This window comes from Pseudoduganella sp. RAF19, from assembly GCF_052114165.1.
Classification (GTDB): Bacteria; Pseudomonadota; Gammaproteobacteria; order Burkholderiales; family Burkholderiaceae_D; genus Rugamonas.
The window spans coordinates 412267-429172 of record NZ_JBFREF010000006.1 but is presented as its reverse complement, the minus strand read 5'-3'; the positions used below and the strand labels follow the sequence as shown (position 1 = coordinate 429172).

The window sequence follows — 16906 nt, the reverse complement described above, 5'->3', positions numbered from 1 at the left end:
CAAACCGATCATGAAACCACGCTCGCTACTCGCCGGATACGCGCCTCTTGCCGTGATTTTGCTTGCTGCCGGATGTGGTGGCGGGGGCAGCGGTGGCAGCCCGGGCAGCGGAAACACGAGTAGTGGCGGCACCACTACGTCGGCCGAATTCAGCCTCGGCGGCACGGTCAGCGGATTGGGGAGTGGCGCAAAACTGACGCTGCAGGACAACAAAAATGGCGTGAGCGCGTCGATCGGCAGCAACGGTGCTTTTACTTTCGTCACCAGGATCGCGAATGCCAGCAGCTACGATGTCAGCGTCATCGGACAGCCGGTGGGCCAGCGCTGCCAGGTCAGCCAGGGCAGCGGCGCCGTCGCCGGTGCGAATATCGTCAATATCGCGGTGAGCTGCCAGACGGCCTACGCTTACGTGATCAACTCGCAGTACGTGCCGGCGCTCGCGGCCTATCAATACGCGGTGTCGCAATACACTTTCGATGCGAACGGCCAGATGCATGCTGCCGGCACGCCTGATGTGCCCATCGATGCCAACCGCGTCTACCTGACTGTGGACGCCAAATCGGCCAACGCCTTCTTTGCGGTGCCGGACAAGAACCAGGTACTCTCCTATGCCATCGGCGCCAATGGCCAACTCGCTGCACGCCCGACGGCCAGCGTGTCGAATGGCAGCGCACCACAGGGCATCACGCTCTCGCCCAACGGAAAATTCCTCTACGCATTCAATGCCGGTGATGGCGCCATCAATCGCTACGCGCTGGGCGCGGACGGCAGCCTGACTTCGCAAACGGCCGCCACCCCGGCCGCGAAGCTGCAGTCGGTCTACGGCATGGCTATCGACGCCAGCGGCAAACACGCCTACGCGAGCGACGGCAATGCCAACAAGATCTTCCAGTTCAATGTGGCCGATGATGGCAGCCTGGCGCCAATGGCCACGGCCAGCGTGGCCGCCGACCGCAAGCCGACGGACATCCTGCTGGAGCCGACCGGCAAGTTCGCCTACGCCCTGAATAATGCCGTCGGCAGTATCAGCCTGTATTCCATTGGCGCCGACGGCATGCTGGCGCCATCCAGTCCCGCCACCATGCCCACGGCCAGCCGAGGCACTTTCATCACGCTCAGCCCCAGCGGCGACTGGGTCTACACCAACGGCGACAACAACGCCGTTCTGGAGTTTGTGATCGGTGAAAAGGGCCAGCTGACGCCAATCAGCCCGGGCAGCGCATCCGCCACGCCAACTTCGGCCTCGATGGTGTTCGATGCCAGCGGCCTGTTCGCTTACGTCGCCACCGGTGCGGACAAGTCCATCACGCAGTACGAAGTGAGCGGCAACGGCCAGCTGACCAAACTTGGCAGCATCGCTACGCCGGGCCAGCCAACGCAGATCGTCCTGATCTATCGCTAATCAGTGGAAGAACAGATAGATCAGAACCAGGACGATTGCCGGCACGCCGAGTATCCATGCCAAAAAGTATTTGCCCATGACCGTGCTCCTGTCGAAGTTGTGAAGTTTGAGGCTTCACAATGCCCCGGCTGGAGCGAGCAGTCTGTTAGGTACTACACGGTTCCTGCTCAGGGGACGATCACGAAGTCCGGGTTGGCGATGGCGAATGCGCCGTCGCGATCTGCCGGCGGATAAATCCACTGCGTATTGATCTGCTGCTTGAGGCTCTTGGCTTCCGCGCCTTGCAGGCTCAGTTGACGGTTCCACCCTTCAGTGTAGATCGCGCCCCAGGCCCCCAGATCCAGGCACATCACATACTTCGGCTGGCTGTACGGATGCAGCGGCAGGCCCACCAGTTCGGCGGCGGCGTTATGGCCCGCCACACGGCCGAGGCTGAGCGCGTGCTGGCAGGACATGGCAGCGATATTGCCCGCGCCGTCGGTGGCGGAGCGGCCCACGTCACCGGCCACGAAGATGTCCTTGATGCCATCGGCGCGCAGCATGGCGTCGGTGCTCACGCGGCCGAAGTTGTCGGTCTCCAGGCCGAGGGTTGCGGCGAGCGGATTGGCGCGCACGCCAGCCGTCCAGATCACGGTGGACGATTCGATCTTCGCGCCATCGGACAGGGTCACGCCGTCAGCGCTGACTGCGGACACGCCGGTTTCCGTCAGCACTTCCACGCCGCAGAAGGCCAGCGCTTCCTGCACTTTCGCCAGCGATTCCGCGCTCATTTGCGGGCCAACGACTGCGCCGCGTTCGATCAGCACCACGCGCGTCACGGCATCGGCGCCCAGGATTTCGCGCAAGCGGGCCGGCATTTCTGTCGCTGTTTCGAGGCCGGTAAAGCCGCCACCGACCACCACCACCGTGTTGCGCGCCTTGCTCGAAGGCTGGGTCACAAGACGGTTCAGATGCGCATCCAGCACGTGGGCGCTGTTCAGCGAATCCACGTCGAAAGCGAAGCCCGCCAGGCCCGGCAGAGCCGGACGATAGACCTGGCTGCCGGTCGCCAGTACGAAGCGGTCGTAGTCCAGGGTGACACTCTTGCCATCGCGCTGCCTGACGCGCAGCTGGTGGCGCTCCTGGTCCATCTCGGTCACCCAGCCCGCGACGTGACGCACGCCGACCGCGTCGAACAGATCGCCCAGCTCAGGCGCCATGCCTTGCAGCGATGCTTCGTACAGGCGCGGACGCATGTGCAGCGCGGCTTCCGGCGAAACGACGGTGATGTCGACAGTATCCGATTTGCCGGCCAGGGAAACGGCGCGTGCTGCCGACAGAGCGGCCCACAGGCCGGCGAAGCCACTACCAGCGATAACGATGTGTTGTTTCATGATGCTCTCACTTAGGAGGTTGTTGGTGAGTGCATTCTTGCGTGAAACAGGCACAAAGTATTGATCCATATTTTGGAGATTGCATTGGGCCACTATGCTGCGTCGCACCATGCTAGAATCGTTGCATTCTTGGCCATATCGGAGACAGCGCATGAAACGGGTGATCTTCAACCAGAAGGGTGGCGTAGGTAAATCGACGATCGCGGTGAATCTGGCAGCCATTGCAGCGCATCAGGGAAAACGGACCCTGCTCATCGATATCGACCCGCAGTGCAATTCGAGCCGCTATGTGCTGGGTGCGGCCACGCAGGACACCGCGCCAACGCTGGGCGCTTACTTCGAGGAGCTGCTGAGCTTTTCGATGTTCATGAAGCCGGCCAGCCACTACATCCACCAGACGCCGTTCGAGAACCTGTCCATCATGGTGGCCCATCCCGAGCTGGGCGATCTGCAATCCAAGCTGGAATCGCGCCACAAAATCTACAAGCTGCGCGACACGCTGCGTGAGCTGAACCAGGAATACGACGAGATCTTCGTCGATATGCCACCTGCCTACAACTTCTTCACGCAATCGGCCCTGATCGCCGCCGACAGCTGCCTGATCCCCTTCGACTGCGACGACTTCTCGCGCCAGGCGCTCTATACGCTGATCAACAACGTGAAAGAGATCAAGGCCGATCACAATGCGAGCCTGGAAATCGAAGGCATCGTGGTCAATCAGTTCCAGCCGCGCGCCAATCTGCCGCAGCGCCTGGTCGATGAGCTGAAAGAGGAAGGCTTGCCGGTCATGGAAAACAAGCTGTCCAGCTCCATCCGCATCCGCGAATCGCATGAGCGCAATCTGCCCATGATTCATCTCGATCGCGGCCATAAACTGAGCCAGGAATTCCTGGCGCTGTACGGCGAACTGCAGGCCGCATAGGCCTTGCCGCCATGGGCGTGCTGACCGGCGTGCGCGCCAACCTGCGATCAGCGCGGCAGCTTTACCAGCGCCTGCATGAACGGCATGGCCGTGCGGCGCCTGTGTACTGGCACCTGCTGCAGGCGGTGTCGCTACGCGCTTATCGCAAGCTCGCTTATGCAGTCAACGATCTCGTGCTGCAGCGCTGGATTACGCCGCGGCGTTTCGCGCGCTTCCAGGACGGCCTCGCGAGCCAGCTGGGCGGACACTTTTACGTGATCGTGATGCCGCACACCTTGCACTTCCTGCTGCCCTGCCTTGCGCTAGTGGCGCACGACGTGCGCGTGGTCCTGCTGCTGAACGGCGCGGCGGACTGGGAGGCCGAACTGTTGCGCCAGCGCTGGCCCGAGATGCCGCAATTTCGTGTCGCCACCCTGCCCTGCTCCAGCGTCGGCCACGGCGCCATGATCAATCTTCTGCTGCGCCATAACGAGCGCGATTTCGGCCTGCTTGATCATGACCTTTACCTGTTCGACCGCAAAGTGCTGTCGCAACTGCGTTTCTCCGACGAGGAATTCCTGCTTTGCCTGCTGTCCGATGCCAGCGGCGGCTGGACCTATCCGCTGACGCACTTCCTCTACTTCCGCATCGGCGTCTTCGCCCGCCTGATGAAGGACTATCAGGCCGGCGCCCAGATCTACCGCAAGCTGCCACCGCTGGCGCGCGGCCAGCTGCTTAGCCTAGGCCTGCATGAAGGGCGGCCGATGAAGACCTATCACGATTTCTTCGACACACTGCATGTGTTGATCGCATTGGCCTACGCGGAGGGCATGAGGGTTAATCAGGTCGATGCGGATGTTTATCATCTGGGCGGCACCAGCATCGGCACCCAGCACACCAAGGACTTGATGCAGCTGTATATCCACCTGTGTTTCCTGGAGCTTGTCGCCGAGCCGCTGCTGCAGCAACGCTACGCGTCGTTTGCGGCGCCATTCAAAACGGCCGCCGAGCTGCGGCCGCGTTTGCAGGAAGACCCCGAGCTTATTCCGAGGCTTGAGATTCTTGATCGATTGCTTGGACGTTTGCGTTCGGCCGGATAGTCTTGCGCACCGTGCAGTTGCGTCCCGCGGCCTTGGCCTTGTAGAGCGCACTGTCGGCCAGCGAGTACAGGGTTTCCGACTCGATTTCGGCACCGGGCAAGACGCAGACCAGACCAAACGACATGGTCGCCACGCCGCCTTCGTTTTCCTCATGCGCCAGATCGAGCTGCTCGATGCGATGGCGCGTTACCTCCACAATCTGCCACGCTTCTTCCGCGCTCTGCACGGAATACAGCAGCGCAAACTCTTCGCCGCCAAGACGGAACGCGTAATCCGTCGCACGCTGAAGCGATTCGCGCAGGATTTGCGCGACCCGCTGCAAGGCCAGGTCGCCCTTCGGATGGCCGTAGCGGTCATTGAATTTCTTGAAGTGGTCCATATCCCCGATGCAGAAAGCCAGCAGGGTGCCGGTGCGGCGCGCGCGCATGATCTCGCGCTGAAACACACCGTTGAAGTAGCGCCGGTTGTGCAGGCCGGTCAGCGCATCCGCAATCGCCTGCTGTTCCAGTTCTTCATTCAGCTTGCGCAGCGTGTCGTTCTGATCCTGAAGCGTTGCCTGCGCCGCGATCAATTCGGTCAGTTGGCGCCACAGCAGGCCAATCAGCGCCAGCATCACCAGGATGGATGCCGCGCCCACGATGATCGTCTGCAGCCGGCGTTCGCGCCAGGGCAGCAGCACTTCATCTTCCAGCAGTCCCACCGTGACTACCAGCGGATAGTTAGGCACGTGGGCATAGGACGCAATACGCGCCGTACCGTCCACCAGGCTGGCGGAGGTGCGGAATGTGCCTTCGTTTGCATCTTTAAAGCGCGCGAAGTTCTGCCCCATCGACAGGTCGCGCCGCGCAAGGTCGATATTGCCCGGACTTCCAACCAGCACCGAGCCGGTGTCGCTGATCAGCATGACGCGCGCGCTCTTGCTTGCGCCCAGCGTGCGATAGAACTCGCCGAAATAATCGGCACGCATGCTGCACAGGACGATGGCTTTCAGCGAGCCGTCCGCATTCAGCAGGCTGCGCGTAATGGCAAACACCTGGCGGTCGTTCACGCGGCTTTTGTATGTGGCCGTCATGAAAAGCGAGCCGTCGTGGCGCGCTTCGTGGTATTTGTAGTAGCCGGTATCGGTGACGTCCACCGATTCGGGAATCTGTACGCCGCTCACCGCCAGCACCATGCCCTTGCCATCGATGACCGTCATTTTCGAGATCTGGGGCAGTTCCAGCATGTAGCGGTGCAGGATGCTTTCCAGCGCAACGCGGTTGTCCCAGTTGAGCGGAACGCCACTGCGATCCAGCTCGCCCATCGCAGCCTGCAGCACGCGGTCCGCTTCGCCGACCGCGCGGGCGGCATGTTCCTTCAGCGCCGCCGCCATCTTGCGGGTTTCCGACTCGGCGGCGGTCACAGTGATGCGATGGTCGCGATGCAGGGCCACGTATTGCACGTAGATGTACAGCAGCGGGAACACGACGGCCAGCACAATGAGGCCTTTACGCATCAGCCGTAGCCGGGAAGGATTCATGTTCGTCAGCGCCTGAATAGCCAGAGAATCAGCCACACGGCCAGCGACACCAGGGCACAACTGACGATGGGGATATGAAGACTGAAGCCGCCTTTGACGATATGGATATCGCCGGGCAGACGTCCAAATGGCAGCTTGCGCAGCCAGGGCCAGACAACACCAGCCAGCAGCAGCGCCAGGCCAAAAATGATCAGCAATCGCCGCATCTTGTTCTTGTTGGGTGACTCGAAAGCACTAGCATATCAGTTAGCGGACCTGAGCGGCGGGTAATAAGCCCGGCGGCAGCTCCGCTACGGCCTGTTCGAAACGCTCCGCCAGAAAGTCCAGCAACACGCGCACGCGGGGCGCCATGTAGCGGCTGCGATGGAACAGGGCGTGTACGCCGGTGGGGCGCGTTTGCCAGTCCGGCAGCAGAATTTGCAGCTGGCCCGCCTTCACCAGGTCCACCACGTCCCACAGCGATTTGTAAGCGATGCCGTGACCCGCCAGCGCCCAATCGAGCACCTTGGCGCCATCGTTGGCGTCCCAGGCTTCGTCCAGCGGCACGATATGCTGCTGGCGTTCGCTGCCGCGCACGAACTCGAAATCGTTCTGCGCTCCGGCCAGCGTGGCCCATAACACGAAGCGGTGCTTCGGCAGATCGGCCGGCGTCTGCGGCACGCCGTATTTCGCCAGATAGGCCGGTGTGGCGCACAGCACGCGGCGGTCGGGCGCCAGGCGGCGCGCGGCCAGGGAGCTGTCCTGCGGCAGGGAGAAGCGCACGGCCAGGTCGATTTCGTCCTGCAGCAGATTGGACATGGCGTCGCTCAGATGCAGCGAGAACGTCACCTCGGGATACAGGATGCGGAATTCCTCCAGCCAGCGGCTGAGCATATGGCGGCCGAAGTCCGAGGTGGCGGACAGGCGCACCTTGCCGCGCACCGTCTCGCGCCTTGCGTGCAGGGCCGCCTCGCCGTCTTCGATGGCTTGCAGGGCGATGCGGCAGTGTTCCAGATAGAGCTGTCCTTCCGGCGTGACGCGCAGCTGGCGCGTGGTGCGCTCGAACAGGCGGGTGGACAGCTCACGTTCCAGTTTCAGCAAACGCGCGCTGGCCGCCGCCGGTGATAATCCCAGCTTGCGGCCTGCTGCGGACAGGCTGCCCAGGTCTGCCGCATCCACGAATAAGCGCATGTCTCCCAGGCGATCCGAGGCCATATTCAAATCCAATTTGAAGATACTTCAAATTGTAGACCAATTATCAAACGGCAGCCTCATCCCCACAATCATGGCATTCAACCTTAATGGGGAGTTGCAATGCCTATCACACTACTGGCGTTGGCCATCAGCGCCTTCGCGATCGGAACAACCGAGTTTGTCATCATGGGCATCCTGCCCGACGTGGCGCGGGACCTGTCGGTGTCGCTGCCTGCCGCCGGCCTGCTCGTCAGCGGCTATGCCTTTGGCGTGGCGGTCGGCGCGCCGCTGCTGGCCGTACTGACCAATAAACTGCGCCGCAAGCTGGCGCTCCAGCTGCTGATGGGGATCTTCATCATCGGTAACGTGCTGTGCGCGATCGCGCCGGGCTACAACATGCTGATGGTGGCGCGCGTTGTCACATCGTTCACGCACGGTTCCTTCTTCGGCATCGGCTCCGTGGTCGCCGCCTCGCTGGTCGCGCCGGACAAACGCGCCAGCGCCATTGCCATGATGTTCACCGGCCTCACGCTGGCGAATGTGCTGGGCGTGCCTTTCGGTACTTTCATCGGACAGGAATTCGGCTGGCGTACCACTTTCTGGATCGTGGCTGCCATGGGCGTGCTGTCGCTGGCGGGCCTGAGCGCGCTGGTGCCTAATCGTCAGGACAGCGCCGGCGCCCGCCTGGGCCAGGAAGTCCGCGTGCTGGCTGAACCGGCAGCCTGGGTGGCGCTGATGATGACCGTAGTCGGATTCGGCAGCGTGTTCGTGGTGTTCACCTACATCGCGCCGATTCTGGTCGATGTAACGGGCTTCTCGCCGAGCGCTGTATCGCTGGTATTGGTGCTGTTCGGCTTTGGCCTCACCATCGGCAATACGATTGGCGGCAAGCTGGCCGACCGCGCGCTGATGCCGTCGCTGATGGGCATCCTGGCCCTGATGGCGGTGATCATGGTGGCGTTCGCGTTCACCAGCCATTACAAGCTGGCGGCCGTGGCCACGATCTTCGTCTGGGGTATCGCAGCGTTTGCGACCGTGCCGCCGTTGCAGATGCGCGTGGTGGAGAAGGCAAAGCATGCACCTAACCTGGCGTCGACCCTGAATATTGGCGCCTTCAATCTCGGTAATGCGCTGGGTGCCTGGCTGGGCGGCTCGGTGCTGTCCCACGGCTACGCGCTGGACACACTGCCTTACGTTGCCGCCGTTGTCGCGGTTGCCGCCCTGCTGCTGACAGCCTACGCATCGTGGATGGACCGCCGCGAATCTAACGGCGCAGCATCCTTCTCGGCCGAAGCCAGTTAAGCGAGCGGCTTGCCGTTGATGGCGACGATCTGGTCCAGCCGAAAGGTTGGACCATCGCGCAACTGCAGATACTCCGCCTTGTCACGCGTGTACACGTCTTCGATCACGCCACGGACGGTGGTGGTTTCACCGTCCTGCATCACAGTCAGCTCACACTCACGCCGCAAGCTGGCCAGCGCCAGATACTCGTCGTGAATTTCGCAGGCAATAGGTTCGTAGGGCTTATCCATGCCCCCATTCTACCGCTTCAGCTTCTCCAGCTCCCGCCGCAGCCGCCAATTGTCCGCCACGACGGACAGCAGCACCACGATCAGCAGCAGCGACGACGCATACTTTCCGGCGTAATGCCAGAACATCCATCCGACGGCCGCGCAAGCGAGCCCGATCAGCAATAACAGCAATCCATCTTTCATCACCGCCTCGCCTCGCCATTTGAGCACATCCGCAAGCAACGTTCCTTCGCTGACTGTTCGGCCCGCCGCCACCGCGATGCTGCCAATCACCGCTCCCACGTAAAATGACGCAGACAGAGCAGCCACCCCCCCCAGCTTTCTACCCGCGATCCTGTCCCATGCTCCCCTGTGTGAGGGAAGCATAGTGTCTGCATCAAATGTGCAATTTGATGCAGACCAAGATCATGCGCCGGTGATGGCGGTGGCGATGGATTGGCCGACTTTGGTGGTGGTGGCGGTGCCGCCCATGTCGGGGGTGCGGGGGCCTTCGATCAGGGCGAGTTCGATGGCGCGGACCATGGCGTCGTGGGCGTCTTTGTGGCCGAGGAAGTCGAGCATCATGGCGCCGGACCAGATCATGGCGATCGGGTTGGCGATGTTCTTGCCGTAGATGTCGGGCGCGGAGCCGTGCACCGGTTCAAATAGCGACGGGAAGCTGCGTTCCGGATTCAGGTTGGCCGATGGGGCGATGCCGATCGTGCCGGCGCAGGCGGGACCGAGGTCGGACAGGATGTCGCCGAACAGATTGGATGCGACCACCACATCAAACCGTTCAGGGCTCAGCACAAAGCGCGCGCACAGGATGTCGATGTGGTACTGGTCCCAGCGCACGTCCTGGTAGGAAGAAGACATCGCCTTCACGCGCTCGTCCCAATACGGCATGCTGATCGAAATGCCGTTCGATTTGGTCGCAGAAGTCAGATGCTTCTTGGGACGCGACTGTGCCAGTTCAAATGCATACTTCAGAATCCGGTCCACGCCCTTGCGCGTGAAGACCGACTCCTGCAGCACCACCTCGCGCTCGGTCCCGTCGAACATCTTGCCGCCCACGGAAGAATACTCGCCCTCGGTATTCTCGCGCACCACGTAGAAATCGATGTCGCCCGGCTTCTTGTTCGCCAAAGGACATGGCACGCCCGGCAGCAGCCGCACGGGGCGCAGATTCACATACTGGTCGAACTCGCGGCGGAATTTGAGCAGCGATCCCCACAGCGAAATGTGATCCGGCACCGTCTCCGGCCAGCCCACGGCGCCAAAAAAAATCGCATCAAAGCCCGACAGCTGCGCATGCCAGTCATCCGGCATCATCTTGCCGTGCTGGACGTAATAGTCGCAGCTGGCCCACTCGAACGATTCGAACTCCAGCGAAATGCCGAAGCGCTGCGCAGCAGCCTTCACGGCACGCAGGCCTTCAGGCATGACTTCCTTACCGATGCCGTCACCGGCGAGAACAGCGATTTTATGTGTCTTCATGGCTTTGCTCCTTTTGATGACTACAGCATACCGCCGCACGAAATGTTTATAATCTAGCGAAACGTGAATTAATAAAACACGAATCGTGAACAATTCTCTGGAAAACGAAGATCTGCGCGTGTTCGCCATGGCCGCGCGCAAGGCCAGCTTTGCCGCTGCAGCGGCGGAACTGGGCATGTCGCCCGCCTACGTCAGCAAGCGTATCGGCATCCTCGAGGATACGCTGGGCGTCAAGCTGTTCCATCGCACGACACGCCGGGTGACCATCACGGAAGATGGCGAACGCATTTACGCCCGCGCCCAGGCCATCCTCGACAATCTCGATCAACTGTTCGATGAAGTGGCCCAGCAGCGCAGCACGCCGCGAGGGCAGCTGCGCATCAGCAGCAGCTTCGGCTTCGGCCGCAATGTGGTGGCCCCAGCTATCGTCAAGCTCCAGCAGCACTACCCGGATTTACAGGTGCGCTTCGAAGTCTTCGACCGCCTGGTGGACATTGTCGCCGAAGGTTTTGATCTCGACATCCGCGTCGGCGACGACATCGCGCCTGACCTCATCGCCCGCAAGCTGATGGCCAACCACCGTGTGCTGTGTGCATCGCCGGATTACATCGCCCGCCGCGGCGCGCCGAAAAGCCTGCAGGATCTGGCCAGCCACAACTGCCTCGCCATCAAGGAACGTGATCTGCCCTTCGGCATATGGCGCCTGCGCGGACCGGCCGGGGATGAAACAGTGAAGGTGACGGGGACGCTCTCCACCAACCACGGCGAGATCGCCCTGCAATGGGCAATGGAAGGCGCAGGCATCGTGCTGCGCTCATTATGGGATGCGCAGCCGCATATCGACGCAGGCCGCCTGGTGCAGCTGCTGCCCGACTACCGGCAGGACGCCAATGTGTGGGCCGTTTATCCTCAACGCCTTGGCAGCTCGGCCAAGGTGCGCGTGTGTGTGGAATTCCTGGAACAGTACCTGGGCTCACCTGCCCTGTAACTCATTCAGCAAGCGGTGCAGCAGCGTCCTCAACGCTTCCAACCGCCATGAACCGACACCGGCCAGCATCAGCAGCAGGGCCAGGATAAAGCCAAACGCCGTCGCTAGCCACTCCGCCAATTTTCGCTTCTCGACATTCACTTTTCCCTCAACAGATCTACCTCGACCTGTTCGAGATTAGCGCCGCGCCCCCGTGAAAGTAACTGAATTTACGCGCTTTAACACCAGAAACAGAACGCGACAAAAGGCCTTATTTCGGTGCAAAAAATGCCGCGTGCGCCGCCGCGCGTTCGCTTGATTTGCTTTCGAATGCATTGCGTGCTGCGACGATTTCCGGACGGTGTTCCGTGGCCCAGTCGAACAGCACGCGCAAAGGGGCGATCAGGCTGTGTCCTAATTCGGTCAGCTCATAATCCACGCGCGGCGGGATGGTGGGGTACATGGTGCGGTTCACCAGTCCATCCTGCTCCAGGCCTTTGAGCGTGAGCGTCAGCATGCGCTGCGAGATGCCTTCCGCACGGCGCTGGATCTCGTTGTAGCGCAGCGGACCATCGCGCAGTGTTCCGACCACCAGCACCGTCCATTTATCGCCGATTCGGGCCAGGACATCGGTCACCGATGTGCAAGCCTCGTGGTCGGCGCGCACAAAAGTGTTCGTATCGCTCATAAAAGTGCCTCCTTGTCTGAATCTCTTCAAAGTCTAACATGGCGCCACGAACAAATTGTTCCTTACTTACAGGAGTAGCCCATGAAGATTCTGCATATTGATTCCAGCATCACCGGCCAGCATTCCGTCAGCCGCCGCCTCACCGCCGCCATCGTGCAACGCCTGACCGGCGCCAATCCGGGCGCCGCCCTCACCTATCGCGACCTAGCCGCCGATCCGGTGCCGCACCTGAACGCCGGACCCGCGGGCGCCAGCGCGATGCTGGATGAATTCCTGGCCGCCGACGTGGTCGTCATCGGCGCGCCCATGTACAACTTCGCCGTGCCAAGCCAGCTGAAAGCTTGGATCGACAGCCTGGCCGTCGCCGGCAAGACCTTCAGTTACGGCGCCAATGGTCCGCAAGGCCTGTGCGGCGACAAGCGCATCATCGTTGCGTCCACGCGTGGCGGCATCTACAGCGCGCCCTCGCCCATGGCGGCGCTGGATCATCAGGAAAGCTATCTGACCGGCTTCTTTGGCTTCCTCGGCGCGCAAGTGGAATTTGTGCGCGCTGAAGGCGTGGCCATGGGCGACGAGCAGCGCCAGCGCGCCATGGAAGCCGCACTGGCTGATGCGGCCGCACTACAGGCAGCATAAAGGCGGGCTGGATTGCATGAGCGAAGCGTAGAATGGCTCTACCGTTTCGCTCATCAAGGAGCCCGCCATGGCACGCCTGTCCCGGTTCGCTGCAATCGTCGTACTGCTTGCCGGCTGGCTCGCAGCGCCCCTCGCCTACGCGGGAAAGCCATATCAGTACGACGCTGTGGGCGATCCGACCGATGTTGTCTTACCCCATCCGAACAAACCAAGCCTGGTGCTGATGGGCGGCGGCCCCGATGTGGACGCGGCCTTTGCCTGGATGATCAAAAAGTCCGGCGGCGGCAATTTCGTGGTGATCCGCAGCCGCGGCACGGATGCGTACAACCCCTACATCTACGCCATGGGCGGCGTGCAGTCGGTGGAAACGCTGGTCATTCCGAGCCGCGACGCGGCCAATGATCCTTTCGTGATCGCCCGCATCAAAGGCGCCGAGGCACTGTTCATCGCCGGTGGCGACCAGTCGGACTACATCAACTTCTGGGAAGGCACGCCGGTGCAGGCGGCGATTCAGGAACTGGCCAGTCACAATATCCCGATTGGCGGCACCAGCGCGGGCCTGGCCCTGATGGGGCAGTTCGGCTACTCCGCCCTGAATGGCAGCATTACTTCGCCCGACGCATTGGCCAATCCTTTCGACAAACGCATCACCCTGGAACGCAATTTCCTCACCCTGCCCGGACTGGGTGGGCTGATTGCCGATCCCCATCTCGACGCGCGCGACCGCATGGGCCGTCTGATCACCTTCATGGCGCGCATCGTCAACGATGGCTGGGCGGGCATGGCGCGCGGTATCGGCGTGGATGTCGAAACGGCTCTGCTGGTCGACAACGGAACGGCCAGCCGCGTGGGCGTTGGCTCAGCCTATTTCATGCAGACGGTCGGTATTCCGCAGGTCTGCCAGCCGAAAATGCCGCTGACGTACAAGAATATCGATACCCAGCGTCTGTCCGGCGACGGCAACTTCGACCTGCGCAACTGGGCGGGTTATGGCGGTTCGACCACACGCTATTCGATCTCCGCCATCGGCGGCGTGCTGAGCTCAACCCAGCCCGGTGGCGCGATTTACTGACGCTTTTTCACCACAGGCTTGCGGCGTCGCAGGCAACAGTTGCATACTTGCTTAGGAGATTTAACGATTGCGCCCAAACTATGACAGAACATCGGGCCTCATTAAAGAGCAAAGGCAAGTTCTCACTTAACTGGACCTATCTCAATGCCATCGCTTCCGGCGTATCGGCGATTGATCTGGGCGAGCTCGCGCTGCGCAATGAGCACGACGCGCGCCAGTTCGTGCGTGAGTACGGCTTCGACATCGACAATCCACACGCCCGTGAGGTGATCGCCCGCGCCCATCGCGAGGCGGTGCACTTCATCACCGAGAATTTTCTGCAAGCGGGACAGGAAATGCTGATCCCCGAAGCGGTGCGCGCGCCGGAAGATCCGCTGATGCTGCTGGTGTATGCATCCCTGCGCGGACAGCAATGCGATGTGCGGCGCATGTGGTCATGCGCGGTGCTGAAGGTCATGCACGGCATTTTCTACATCGATAACAATCTCAAGCTACGCTACTTCAACACGATCCGTGAACAGGTGTTTGCCAGCCTGGACGAGGTGATTCACGAGGAAGACGGCCATCATTTCCTGACCGATGGCGAAGTCTGCCTGCCGCTGCTGCACTTCGACCGCAAAAACAATAAGGGACGTAACAGCATTCTTCTCAAGCTGCTACAGAAAGCGGAATATCTGGCGGCCGACATCTTCGACCATCTGGGCGTGCGCCTGGTTTTCAATACGCGCTTCGAGTGTCTGCTGGCTTTGCGGACCTTGCAGCGAGCTCACATTATTTCGGTCACCAATGTGCATGCTCAGCGCACGCGCAATACGCTGCTCGATCTGGAGGCAGCCAAAGAAATCTTCAGCAAGTACCGCTGCATGCTGGAGAGCAGTCCTGAGTATCCACAGGACCTCCTGCAGAAGATGGATGAGGAATTGCTGGAGATCGCGCATCCGCAGACGCGCAGCGATAATCCGCACAGTGGGGCGGGCTTCAGCAGCATTCAGGTCACCGTGCGCAAGATGATTCACGTGCCGCCGGATGATCCGGCGACTGCGGGGCCGGACTATGACGTGGGCTTTTTCTTCGAGTATGAGATTCAGCTGATGGACAAGGCAAGCCACGGCCGCAGCTTGAGCGGCCCTGCAAGCCATGACGCCTACAAGCGCCGCCAGGTGGAAACAGCGCGCCTGCGCGTGCTGGGGCGCGAGCTGATTCGCTGGCTGGACAAGCACGCCGAGGCTGCCGATGCAGGCGCAGGCCAGTTCGCAATGGCGGATCAATGATCCGCCCTACGTAACTACGTAACTCGTATTCCGCTTCAACAATGGCAGATCAATCATCCGCCCAACCTATTCCGCTGTAGGGCGGATCATTGATCCGCCGAATGCAGGCTAATGCCGTGTAGGCGACACAGGCCGCTCACTTACGGGCGCCGCTGCGGGGTGGACGTGCTCCGGCGGCATCCCATCATGGAATAGCTTGCGCAATCCCTCGCGCAGTTCAGGGCTGTCGGTATAGCCATGGCTGGCGATGGCGTGCTGCACGGCGATGGTCAGCAGCTCTTCTTCGCTGTCGGCGGAGATGGCGATGCTGCAATGCGACTCGCTGGGGAATTCGCGGCAGTCGATATATTTCCTCATTTCAGTTCTCCCATGCTGCGGTTAGCAGTCTGTCTCTTCATGATAGGCCGCGGTCCGCATGCTGCAATGCGGTTTGACAGCGTAGGGCAGCACGGCAATACTTGCCGCGTTCAAACTTATCTTGTCCGTCATGACGCTCTCCGCCTGGTATCTGCTTGCGCTTGCCGTTCCCGTGCTGTTATTGGGCGAAGCCGTCCTGCGCCGCGTGCAGGTGCTGGCGCGCTTCAATATTCCGGTGCCGGTGGTCGGTGGCTTGTTGTTTTCGCTGGTGTTGCTGGCCCTGCGCGTTGCAGGTATGCCGCTTACGTTCGCAGGCAAGGTCGATGCTGGATGGTGGACCTGGCTGGTAACTGTTGAGCCGGAATGGGCGACGCGTCCACTCAAGAATTTGAATCTGCCCTTGCTGATTGGATTCTTCACCTGCGTCGGCCTGGCGGCGCCGCTGCGTTTGCTGCGTACGGGCGGACGGATGCTGCTCGTGCTGCTGGTCGCGACGACGGTGTTGTCAGTTTTGCAGAATACGGTTGGTGTGGCGGTCGCTGTGGCGCTCGGCGCTCCGGCGTTGCTGGGTGTAGCGTGCGGCTCATTGACGCTGGTTGGCGGACACGGCACCGCCCTCGGTTTCGCCCCGCGCTTCGAGCAAGCGGGCCTGGCCGCAGCCGCCACCATCGGCGCCTCCGCCGCCACCTTTGGCCTGGTCGCCGGCGCCCTCCTCTCCGGCCCCCTCGGCGCCTGGCTCCTGCGCAAGCACACCTCCCTGCCCGCCTCTGCGGAGCGCGGCGCGCGTGCCAGCAGCGCAGAGGTGCAGGCTGACGCCATTGGCGCCACCCGCGCGCCGGTCGTGGTTGCGAGCTTCTTTGCTGACGTGGGGGCGGTGGCGGCGCTCGGCTGGTCCGCCCTCGGACATGCCCTGCTGATCGCCGTCTGCGTCAAAGCCGGCGCCTGGGCCAGCTACGGCCTGGACAAGCTGGGCGCCACGCTGCCCGCCTACATGGGCGCCTTGCTGGTCGGCTTCGCCATCCGTGCAATGCACGATGCCTGCGGCGCCACATGGCTAAAAAGCGAAGTGATCACTAAAATCGCCGCTGTGCTGCTGTCCCTTTTCCTGGCCGTCACCCTGGCCGCGCTGAACTTGCAGGAACTGGCGCAAGTTGCCGGGCCGATGCTCGCCATCCTCACCGTGAACACAATCGTCACCCTGGCCTTCGCAGCGGCCATCGTTTATCCGATCTTGGGACGCAACTATGAAGCCGCCGTCGCAACGGCGGGTCTGACCGGCTACGGTATCGGCTCCACCGCCACGGCCGTCGCGGCGATGGACGCAATCACCCGGCAGCGTGGCCCGGCGCCCCAGGCCACGACGATCGTCCCACCAACGGGCGGCTTCCTGATCGACCTGACCAATGCGCCAGTGATCGCCGCCTTCCTGCGGATCTAAG

Annotated in this window: 19 protein-coding genes; 9 read left to right on the top strand and 10 right to left on the bottom strand. The window is 61.8% G+C overall.

Annotation, left to right across the window (positions count from 1 at the left end):
* The first annotated feature begins 10 nt into the window (after positions 1-10).
* Complete coding sequence (locus AB4Z19_RS18835; protein ID WP_442025365.1) at positions 11-1402, top strand: lactonase family protein; 1392 nt, start codon at positions 11-13, stop codon at positions 1400-1402.
* 167 nt (positions 1403-1569) lie between these two features.
* Here the strand turns inward: AB4Z19_RS18835 and AB4Z19_RS18830 are convergent, their stop codons facing one another.
* Positions 1570-2775, bottom strand: a complete 1206-nt coding sequence (locus AB4Z19_RS18830; protein WP_442025364.1) for an NAD(P)/FAD-dependent oxidoreductase — start codon at positions 2773-2775, stop codon at positions 1570-1572.
* A 151-nt stretch (positions 2776-2926) separates the two neighbouring features.
* Here AB4Z19_RS18830 and AB4Z19_RS18825 point away from each other — a divergent pair, with 151 nt between their 5' ends.
* Positions 2927-3697, top strand: a complete 771-nt coding sequence (locus AB4Z19_RS18825; protein WP_442025363.1) for a ParA family protein — start codon at positions 2927-2929, stop codon at positions 3695-3697.
* Between the two features lie 11 nt (positions 3698-3708).
* Positions 3709-4776, top strand: a complete 1068-nt coding sequence (locus tag AB4Z19_RS18820; RefSeq protein ID WP_442025362.1) for a hypothetical protein — start codon at positions 3709-3711, stop codon at positions 4774-4776.
* On the opposite strand, the gene AB4Z19_RS18815 is transcribed toward AB4Z19_RS18820, so the two are convergent.
* The 3 genes from AB4Z19_RS18815 to AB4Z19_RS18805 are packed head-to-tail and all read right to left on the bottom strand — an operon-like array spanning position 4718 to position 7489.
* Complete coding sequence (locus AB4Z19_RS18815) at positions 4718-6271, bottom strand: sensor domain-containing diguanylate cyclase (protein ID WP_442025361.1); 1554 nt, start codon at positions 6269-6271, stop codon at positions 4718-4720. The two genes, AB4Z19_RS18820 and AB4Z19_RS18815, sit on opposite strands and share 59 nt — an antisense overlap.
* Positions 6272-6300: 29 nt before the next feature.
* Positions 6301-6501, bottom strand: a complete 201-nt coding sequence (locus AB4Z19_RS18810; RefSeq protein WP_442025360.1) for a DUF2905 domain-containing protein — start codon at positions 6499-6501, stop codon at positions 6301-6303.
* Positions 6502-6541: 40 nt separating this feature from the next.
* On the bottom strand, positions 6542-7489 hold the full coding sequence (locus tag AB4Z19_RS18805) for a LysR family transcriptional regulator (RefSeq protein WP_442025359.1): 948 nt from the start codon (positions 7487-7489) through the stop codon (positions 6542-6544).
* A gap of 99 nt (positions 7490-7588) precedes the next feature.
* Here AB4Z19_RS18805 and AB4Z19_RS18800 point away from each other — a divergent pair, with 99 nt between their 5' ends.
* Entirely contained in the window at positions 7589-8770 is a 1182-nt protein-coding gene (locus AB4Z19_RS18800; RefSeq protein ID WP_442035776.1) for an MFS transporter, read from the top strand.
* Here the strand turns inward: AB4Z19_RS18800 and AB4Z19_RS18795 are convergent.
* From AB4Z19_RS18795 to AB4Z19_RS18785, 3 genes are all read right to left on the bottom strand, one after another.
* Positions 8767-9000 carry a hypothetical protein gene (locus AB4Z19_RS18795; protein WP_442022165.1) on the bottom strand — a complete coding sequence of 78 codons (234 nt, stop codon included), beginning with the start codon at positions 8998-9000 and terminating at the stop codon, positions 8767-8769. The genes AB4Z19_RS18800 and AB4Z19_RS18795 overlap by 4 nt on opposite strands.
* Before the next feature lie 9 nt (positions 9001-9009).
* Positions 9010-9273 (bottom strand): hypothetical protein, encoded by a 264-nt coding sequence (locus tag AB4Z19_RS18790; RefSeq protein ID WP_442022163.1) that lies wholly within the window; start codon positions 9271-9273, stop codon positions 9010-9012.
* Between the two features lie 132 nt (positions 9274-9405).
* Entirely contained in the window at positions 9406-10476 is a 1071-nt protein-coding gene (locus AB4Z19_RS18785) for a tartrate dehydrogenase (protein ID WP_442022161.1), read from the bottom strand.
* Positions 10477-10561: 85 nt separating this feature from the next.
* Between AB4Z19_RS18785 and AB4Z19_RS18780 the strand changes: the two genes are divergently transcribed.
* Positions 10562-11464 carry a LysR substrate-binding domain-containing protein gene (locus AB4Z19_RS18780; RefSeq protein ID WP_442022159.1) on the top strand — a complete coding sequence of 301 codons (903 nt, stop codon included), beginning with the start codon at positions 10562-10564 and terminating at the stop codon, positions 11462-11464.
* On the opposite strand, the gene AB4Z19_RS18775 is transcribed toward AB4Z19_RS18780, so the two are convergent.
* Both AB4Z19_RS18775 and AB4Z19_RS18770 read right to left on the bottom strand, forming a co-directional pair.
* Positions 11450-11605, bottom strand: coding sequence for a hypothetical protein (locus tag AB4Z19_RS18775; protein ID WP_442022157.1), 156 nt, complete (start codon positions 11603-11605; stop codon positions 11450-11452). The genes AB4Z19_RS18780 and AB4Z19_RS18775 overlap by 15 nt on opposite strands.
* A 109-nt stretch (positions 11606-11714) precedes the next feature.
* A complete protein-coding gene (locus AB4Z19_RS18770) occupies positions 11715-12131 on the bottom strand; it encodes a winged helix-turn-helix transcriptional regulator (protein ID WP_442022155.1) in 417 nt (138 codons plus the stop codon).
* Positions 12132-12212: 81 nt separating this feature from the next.
* On the opposite strand from AB4Z19_RS18770, the gene AB4Z19_RS18765 reads away from it, so the two are divergent.
* The 3 genes from AB4Z19_RS18765 (at position 12213) to AB4Z19_RS18755 (ending at position 15110) form a co-directional block, all read left to right on the top strand.
* Complete coding sequence (locus AB4Z19_RS18765) at positions 12213-12767, top strand: FMN-dependent NADH-azoreductase (RefSeq protein ID WP_442022153.1); 555 nt, start codon at positions 12213-12215, stop codon at positions 12765-12767.
* Between the two features lie 67 nt (positions 12768-12834).
* Positions 12835-13839 (top strand): cyanophycinase, encoded by a 1005-nt coding sequence (locus tag AB4Z19_RS18760; protein WP_442022151.1) that lies wholly within the window; start codon positions 12835-12837, stop codon positions 13837-13839.
* 80 nt (positions 13840-13919) lie between these two features.
* Positions 13920-15110, top strand: coding sequence for a TIGR04552 family protein (locus AB4Z19_RS18755; protein WP_442022149.1), 1191 nt, complete (start codon positions 13920-13922; stop codon positions 15108-15110).
* 108 nt (positions 15111-15218) lie between these two features.
* On the opposite strand, the gene AB4Z19_RS18750 is transcribed toward AB4Z19_RS18755, so the two are convergent.
* Positions 15219-15467 carry a DUF1059 domain-containing protein gene (locus AB4Z19_RS18750; protein ID WP_442022147.1) on the bottom strand — a complete coding sequence of 83 codons (249 nt, stop codon included), beginning with the start codon at positions 15465-15467 and terminating at the stop codon, positions 15219-15221.
* Between the two features lie 130 nt (positions 15468-15597).
* On the opposite strand from AB4Z19_RS18750, the gene AB4Z19_RS18745 reads away from it, so the two are divergent.
* On the top strand, positions 15598-16905 hold the full coding sequence (locus tag AB4Z19_RS18745) for a sodium/glutamate symporter (RefSeq protein ID WP_442035795.1): 1308 nt from the start codon (positions 15598-15600) through the stop codon (positions 16903-16905).
* Position 16906: the final 1 nt, after the last annotated feature.